Annotated in this window: 6 protein-coding genes; 4 read left to right on the top strand and 2 right to left on the bottom strand. The window is 66.7% G+C overall.

Annotated features, from left to right (window positions below; all coding sequences use genetic code 11):
- Positions 1-156 precede the first annotated feature (156 nt).
- The 4 genes from AX729_RS19210 (at position 157) to dapE (ending at position 4,036) form a co-directional block, all read left to right on the top strand.
- Positions 157-1,143 (top strand): DUF1036 domain-containing protein, encoded by a 987-nt coding sequence (locus AX729_RS19210; protein WP_061025831.1) that lies wholly within the window; start codon positions 157-159, stop codon positions 1,141-1,143.
- A gap of 14 nt (positions 1,144-1,157) precedes the next feature.
- On the top strand, positions 1,158-1,850 hold the full coding sequence (locus tag AX729_RS19205; RefSeq protein WP_061025829.1) for a pyrimidine 5'-nucleotidase: 693 nt from the start codon (positions 1,158-1,160) through the stop codon (positions 1,848-1,850).
- A gap of 163 nt (positions 1,851-2,013) precedes the next feature.
- Entirely contained in the window at positions 2,014-2,859 is an 846-nt protein-coding gene (gene dapD / locus AX729_RS19200; protein ID WP_061025826.1) for a 2,3,4,5-tetrahydropyridine-2,6-dicarboxylate N-succinyltransferase, read from the top strand.
- A gap of 10 nt (positions 2,860-2,869) precedes the next feature.
- The gene (dapE, locus tag AX729_RS19195) at positions 2,870-4,036 is read left to right on the top strand and encodes a succinyl-diaminopimelate desuccinylase (RefSeq protein ID WP_061025824.1); all 1,167 of its coding nucleotides are present in this window, start codon (positions 2,870-2,872) and stop codon (positions 4,034-4,036) included.
- Between the two features lie 159 nt (positions 4,037-4,195).
- On the opposite strand, the gene truA is transcribed toward dapE, so the two are convergent.
- A complete protein-coding gene (gene truA, locus AX729_RS19190; protein ID WP_061025822.1) occupies positions 4,196-4,933 on the bottom strand; it encodes a tRNA pseudouridine(38-40) synthase TruA in 738 nt (245 codons plus the stop codon).
- 119 nt (positions 4,934-5,052) lie between these two features.
- The gene (fmt, locus tag AX729_RS19185; RefSeq protein WP_061025819.1) at positions 5,053-5,976 is read right to left on the bottom strand and encodes a methionyl-tRNA formyltransferase; all 924 of its coding nucleotides are present in this window, start codon (positions 5,974-5,976) and stop codon (positions 5,053-5,055) included.
- Between the last annotated feature and the right edge of the window lie 24 nt (positions 5,977-6,000).

The following is a 6,000-nucleotide window of genomic DNA, read 5'->3' as shown; positions in this document are numbered from 1 at the left end:
GTCCCGCCTGCGCGGCCGAAGCCGCTTCGGCGCGGCGAAGGCCCGGGCATCCACGACCGTTCCTCTCTTGGCAAACGCGTGGATGGCCGGGTCAAGCCCGGCCATGACGAATGGGGAGAACGACGACCCAGCCGCTCTCCCCTCACCCGCTTCCTGATGACGCTGCCGGCAGCGGTCATCTCGTTCCTGTTCTCCTCCGCGCCGGCTTTCGCCGACCTCAAGATCTGCAACCGCATGTCCTATGTCGTGGAAGCCGCGATCGGCATCGACGACAAGTCGGCGACCGCGACGCGCGGCTGGTTCAGGATCGATCCCGCCACCTGCCGCGTGGTGGTGCAGGGCACGCTGACCGCCGACCGCATTCTGCTCAACGCCCGCGCGCTCGGCGTCTACGGCGCCTCCCCGATCCCGCAGAGCGGCCGCGACATGCTCTGCGTCGCGCAGGACAATTTCGTCATCGCCGCGGCGCGGCAATGCCGCAGCGGTCAGACGCAGGTCCCGTTCACGCAGGTGACGCCGACGCAAGGCGCGGACGGCAACCTCGTGGCCTATCTCGCCGAAGACTCCGAATATGACGACGAGCAGGCGCGCCTCGCCGGCATCCAGCGGCTGCTGGTGATCGCAGGCTACGACGCGGCTCCGATCGATGGCGTCGACGGGCCGAAGACGCAAGCGGCGCTGGCCGCCTTCCTGAAGAGCCGCGGGTTGTCATCCGACGTCGTGGCCTCGCCCAACCTGTTCAAGACCATGGTCGATGCCGTGCAGACGCCCTCCGCGAGCGGGCTGACCTGGTGCAACGACACGCCGCACAAGGTGATGGCGGCGATCGCGACCGACGACGGCAAGTCCGTGACGAGCCGCGGCTGGTATCGCATCGATCCCAAGACCTGCCTGCACCCCGACGTGACCGGCCAGCCGAAGCAGATCTTCAGCTTCGCGGAAGCGGTCGACGCCGACAACCGCGTCGTCAGGCTGAAGGACCGGCCGCTGAACTGGGGCGGCGACAGGCAGCTCTGCACGCGCGAGACCAAGTTCGAGACCAGCGAGCAGGCCGATTGCGGCACGCGCGGATTCGCGCCGACGGGCTTTGTCGCCGTGGACATGTCGAGCGGCGGCAAGACGCTGCGGTTCGCGGTGCCGTGATCGAGAGGGTTTTAATGAATTCGCCCCGCGCCTTCGACCACGTCGACACCTGGGTGTTCGACCTCGACAACACGCTCTATCCGCATCACGTCAATCTGTGGCAGCAGGTCGATGCGCGGATCGGGGAGTTCGTCTGCAACTGGCTGAACGTCGGCCCGGAGCAAGCGCGGGCGATCCAGAAGGACTATTACCGCCGCTTCGGCACCACGATGCGCGGCATGATGACCCTGCATGGCGTCTCCGCCGACGACTATCTCGCCTACGTGCACAAGATCGACCACTCGCCGCTGGAGCCGAACCCGGCGCTCGGCGCGGCCATCGCAAGGCTGCCGGGCCGCAAGCTGATCCTCACCAACGGCTCGGTCGACCATGTCGATGCCGTGCTGGCTCGGCTCGGCTTCGCCAACCATTTCGACGGCGTGTTCGACATCATCGCCGCCGAATTCGAACCGAAGCCAGCGCCGCAGACCTATCAAAAATTCCTCAGCCAGCATGCGGTCGACCCGGCCCGCGCCGCCATGTTCGAGGACCTCGCCCGCAACCTCACCGTCCCGCACCAGCTCGGCATGACCACGGTGCTGGTGGTGCCCGACGGCACCAAGGAGGTGGTGCGTGAAGACTGGGAACTGGAAGGCCGCGATGCCGCCCATGTCGACCACGTCACGGACGATCTGACGGGGTTCCTGGCGAAGCTGTCTCCGAGCTAGGCGCTGCCGTCCGCCGCGACAACGCCGTGCTGCCAAGAGCTCCGCTCGCCCTGGACGACAGCGGAGTATGGACCACGGCCGAGTATGCCTTGACTCTCCCGGCTCAAATCCCGAAAAAGCGCCCCAATCCATCAAAATTCCCGCTTCCCCAGAGGAAATCCCGATGTCCCTTGCAGCCCTCGAATCCACCATCAACAGCGCCTTCGACGCGCGCGACGGCATCTCGACCTCGACCAAGGGCGAGGTGCGCGAGGCCGTGGAGCAGTCGCTGGAGATCCTGGACAAGGGCGAGGCGCGCGTTGCCGAGCGCGGCGCCGACGGCAAGTGGAAGGTCAATCAGTGGCTGAAGAAGGCCGTGCTGCTGTCCTTCCGCCTCAATGACATGGGCGTCATTCCCGGCGGCCCCGGCAAGGCGAACTGGTGGGACAAGGTGCCGTCGAAGTTCGAAGGCTGGGGCGAGAACCGTTTTCGCGATGCCGGCTTTCGCGCGGTGCCGGGCGCGGTGGTGCGCCGCTCGGCCTTCATCGCCAAGAACGTCGTGCTGATGCCGTCCTTCGTCAATCTCGGCGCTTACGTCGATGAGAGCACGATGGTCGACACCTGGGCCACCGTCGGCTCCTGCGCGCAGATCGGCAAGCGCGTGCACATCTCCGGCGGTGCCGGCATCGGCGGCGTGCTCGAACCGCTGCAGGCCGAGCCCGTCATCATCGAGGACGATTGCTTCATCGGCGCGCGCTCCGAGGTCGCCGAAGGCGTGATCGTGCGCAAGGGCGCGGTGCTGGCGATGGGCGTGTTCCTGGGCGCCTCGACCAAGATCGTCGATCGCGAGACTGGCGAGATCTTCATGGGCGAAGTACCGGAATATTCGGTGGTGGTGCCCGGCGCGCTGCCCGGCAAGCCGATGAAGAACGGCGAGATCGGCCCGAGCACGGCCTGCGCCGTGATCGTCAAGCGCGTCGACGAACGCACGCGGTCCAAGACCAGCATCAACGAGCTGCTGCGGGATTGATCCGACGCGCATGACCGATGCTCTGTCCATTGCCCGCGATCTGATCCGCTGCCCCTCGGTGACCCCGGCCGATGCCGGCGCGCTCGGGGTGCTCGAAAAGGCTCTCACCGCGGCCGGCTTCACCTGCCACCGCGTGACGTTCTCCGACCCCGGTACAGCCGACGTCGACAATCTCTACGCGCGGATCGGCACTGAAGGGCCGCACATCACCTTCGCCGGCCACACCGACGTGGTGCCGCCCGGCGACGAGAGTGCCTGGAGCGTCGGCGCATTCTCCGGTGAGGTGAAGGACGGCATCCTGCACGGCCGCGGCGCGGTCGACATGAAGGGCGGCATCGCCTGCTCGGTCGCCGCTGTGCTGGAGCATCTCGCCGCCAATGGCGGCAAGCCGCGCAGCGACGGCAAGGGCTCGATCTCCTTCCTGATCACGGGCGACGAGGAAGACGTCTCCATCAACGGCACCATCAAGCTCTTGAAATGGGCCGCGGAGCGCGGCGAAAAATTCGATCATTGCGTGCTCGGCGAGCCATCGAATGTCGAAGTGCTCGGCGACACCATCAAGGTCGGCCGGCGCGGCTCGCAATCCGGCACGCTCTATGTCGACGGCGTGCAGGGCCATGTCGCCTATCCGCACCGCGCTTCCAATCCAGTGCCTGACATTTCGCGGCTGATCGTGGCGATCTCCGACGAGCCGCTCGACCACGGCAGCGCGCAGTTCCAGGCCTCCAATCTCGAATTCGTCTCGGTCGATGTCGGCAACAGGGCCTTCAACGTCATCCCCGGCGAGGCCCGCGCCCGATTCAACATCCGCTACAACGACAACCACACGCAAGCCTCCTTGCGCGAGCTGGTCGAGGCACGCCTGGCCAAGGCCTGCGGCAACCGCATCAAGGCCCGCATCGTCTGGGAGCCATCCAACTCCAACGTGTTCGTGACCAAGCCGGGCCCGTTCACCGATCTCGCCGTCGCCGCGATCGAGGAGGTGACGGGCCGCAAGCCGGAGCTGTCGACCTCGGGCGGCACGTCGGATGCGCGCTTCATCTCCAGCTATTGCCCGGTGATCGAGTTCGGGCTTGTCGGCCAGACCATGCATCAGGTCGATGAACGCGTGCCGGTAGCGGATCTGGAGAAGCTGACGCGGGTGTATCGCGGGATCCTGACGCGGTATTTTGCTTGAGGCACTGTTGCCTCCACAAAGAGAGCTGTCATCGCCCGACTTGATCGGGCGATCCAGTATTCCAGAGACAGTTTTGATTGAGCCGCGAGGCCGCGGCGTACTGGATGCCCCGCCTTCGCGGGGCATGACACTGAGGGTGTGGCAGCAGCGCGCCTCACCTCAATAATCCACCTTCATCAAATATAGCCCCTCCGGCGGGGCGACGATGCCGCACGCCGCGCGGTTGCGGGCTGCCAACGCGGCGGAGAGATCGTCGGCGGTCCAGCGCCCCTCGCCGACCCAGACCAGCGAGCCCACCATCGAGCGCACCTGGCTGTGCAGGAAGGAGCGGGCCGAGGTGATGACCGTGATCTCGCGGCCGTCGCGGACCACGTCGAGCTGGTCGAGCGTCTTCTCCGGCGACTTGGCCTGGCACTCCGTGTCGCGGAAGGTGGTGAAATCGTGCTTGCCGAGCAGGCGCTGCGCCGCTGCATGCATCGCGTCGGCATCGAGCCGGCGCGGCACGCGCCAGGCGTGACCGGCGTCGAGCGCGAGATTGGCGCGGGTGTTGACGATGCGATAGCGATAGTGGCGCTTGACCGCCGAGAAGCGCGCCTCGAAACTATCAGGCACGATCTCGGCCTCGAGCACCGCGATCGGATTCGGGCGCAGATGCGCGTTGAGCCCGTCGCGAAAGCGGCCCGGCGGAAATTGCTTGTCGACATCGACATGCGCGACCTGGCCGCGCGCATGCACGCCGGCATCGGTGCGACCGGCACCGTGCACGCGCAAATCCGCCCCGGTCATCGCCTTCACCGCAGCCTGCAGCGCGCCCTGCACCGACGGCAGCGTCTCCTGCACCTGCCAGCCGAAGAACGGCGCGCCGTCATATTCGATGATGAGCTTGTAGCGGGGCATTTTATCCAGTTTCACTGTCATTGCCCGCGAAGGCGGGCAATCCAGTACTCCGCAGCCTATCCGTTCAGCCGAGAAGCCTCAGCATACTGGATACCCCGCCTGCGCGGGGTATGACAGCGTCAGGTGAATTTGGCTCCCGACTTCAACGGCACGCCGCGCAAGAAGTCCGCGGCCTGCATCCGGCCCTTGCCCTCGCGCTGCAGCTCGATGATGCGGATGGCGCCCTCGCCGCAGGCGATGGTGAGGTTGTCATCGAGCACCTCGCCCGGCGCGCCCGATCCCTTCGCCAGCTCGCAGCGCAGGATTTTGACGCGCGCAGCATCGAGCTCGCTCCAGGCGCCGGGGAACGGCGACAGGCCGTGGATGTGGCGCAACACGGCGCGCGCGGGCCTGGCCCAGTCGATCCGCGCCTCGGCCTTGTCGATCTTAGCGGCATAGGTGACGCCGTCCTCGCCCTGCTTCTTGAGCTGGAGCCCGCCGCGTTCGAGCGCGGCCATCGCGCGCACCATCAGGTCGGCGCCCAACCGGGACAGGCGATCGTGCAGATCGGCCGCGGTCATGTTGTCCGATATCGCGAGCCGCTCGGCCATGGCGACGTCGCCGGTATCCAGGCCGACGTCCATCTTCATCACCATCACGCCGCTCTCGGCATCGTCAGCCATGATCGCGCGGTTGATCGGCGCGGCGCCGCGCCAGCGGGGCAACAGCGAAGCGTGCAGATTGTAGCAGCCGAGCCTGGGCGCATCGAGGATCGCCTGCGGCAGGATCATGCCATAAGCGACGACGACGGCGGCATCCGCCTCAAACGCGCGAAACTCCTGCAGCGCTTCCGGCGTTTTCAGCGTCTTCGGCGTCAGCACGGGGACGCCGAGTTTTCGCGCGGCCTCCTCGACCGGGGTCGGCTGCAATTGCAGGCCGCGCCGCCCGCCCGGCTTCGGCGCACGGGTATAGACCGCCACGATCTCGTGGCCGTGCGCGACGAGCTCGAGCAGCGTCGGCACGGAGAAATCGGGCGTGCCCATGAAGATGAGGCGAAGGGGCATGTGACGAGACAATCCTCGAAAAAC

It is taken from the genome of Bradyrhizobium sp. CCH5-F6, assembly GCF_001556045.1.
Taxonomy (GTDB): Bacteria; Pseudomonadota; Alphaproteobacteria; order Rhizobiales; family Xanthobacteraceae; genus Bradyrhizobium.
The sequence above is the reverse complement of the archived record's forward strand: the minus strand, read 5'-3'. Positions and strand labels throughout refer to the sequence as shown.

Excerpts from the sequence above, each read along its gene's own strand:
- truA (WP_061025822.1), bottom strand. The coding sequence starts at position 4,933 with ATGCCCCGCTACAAGCTCATCATCGAATATGACGGCGCGCCGTTCTTC.
- dapD (WP_061025826.1), top strand. The coding sequence starts at position 2,014 with ATGTCCCTTGCAGCCCTCGAATCCACCATCAACAGCGCCTTCGACGCG.
- AX729_RS19210 (WP_061025831.1), top strand. The coding sequence starts at position 157 with ATGACGCTGCCGGCAGCGGTCATCTCGTTCCTGTTCTCCTCCGCGCCG.
- AX729_RS19205 (WP_061025829.1), top strand. The coding sequence starts at position 1,158 with ATGAATTCGCCCCGCGCCTTCGACCACGTCGACACCTGGGTGTTCGAC.
- dapE (WP_061025824.1), top strand. The coding sequence starts at position 2,870 with ATGACCGATGCTCTGTCCATTGCCCGCGATCTGATCCGCTGCCCCTCG.
- fmt (WP_061025819.1), bottom strand. The coding sequence starts at position 5,976 with ATGCCCCTTCGCCTCATCTTCATGGGCACGCCCGATTTCTCCGTGCCG.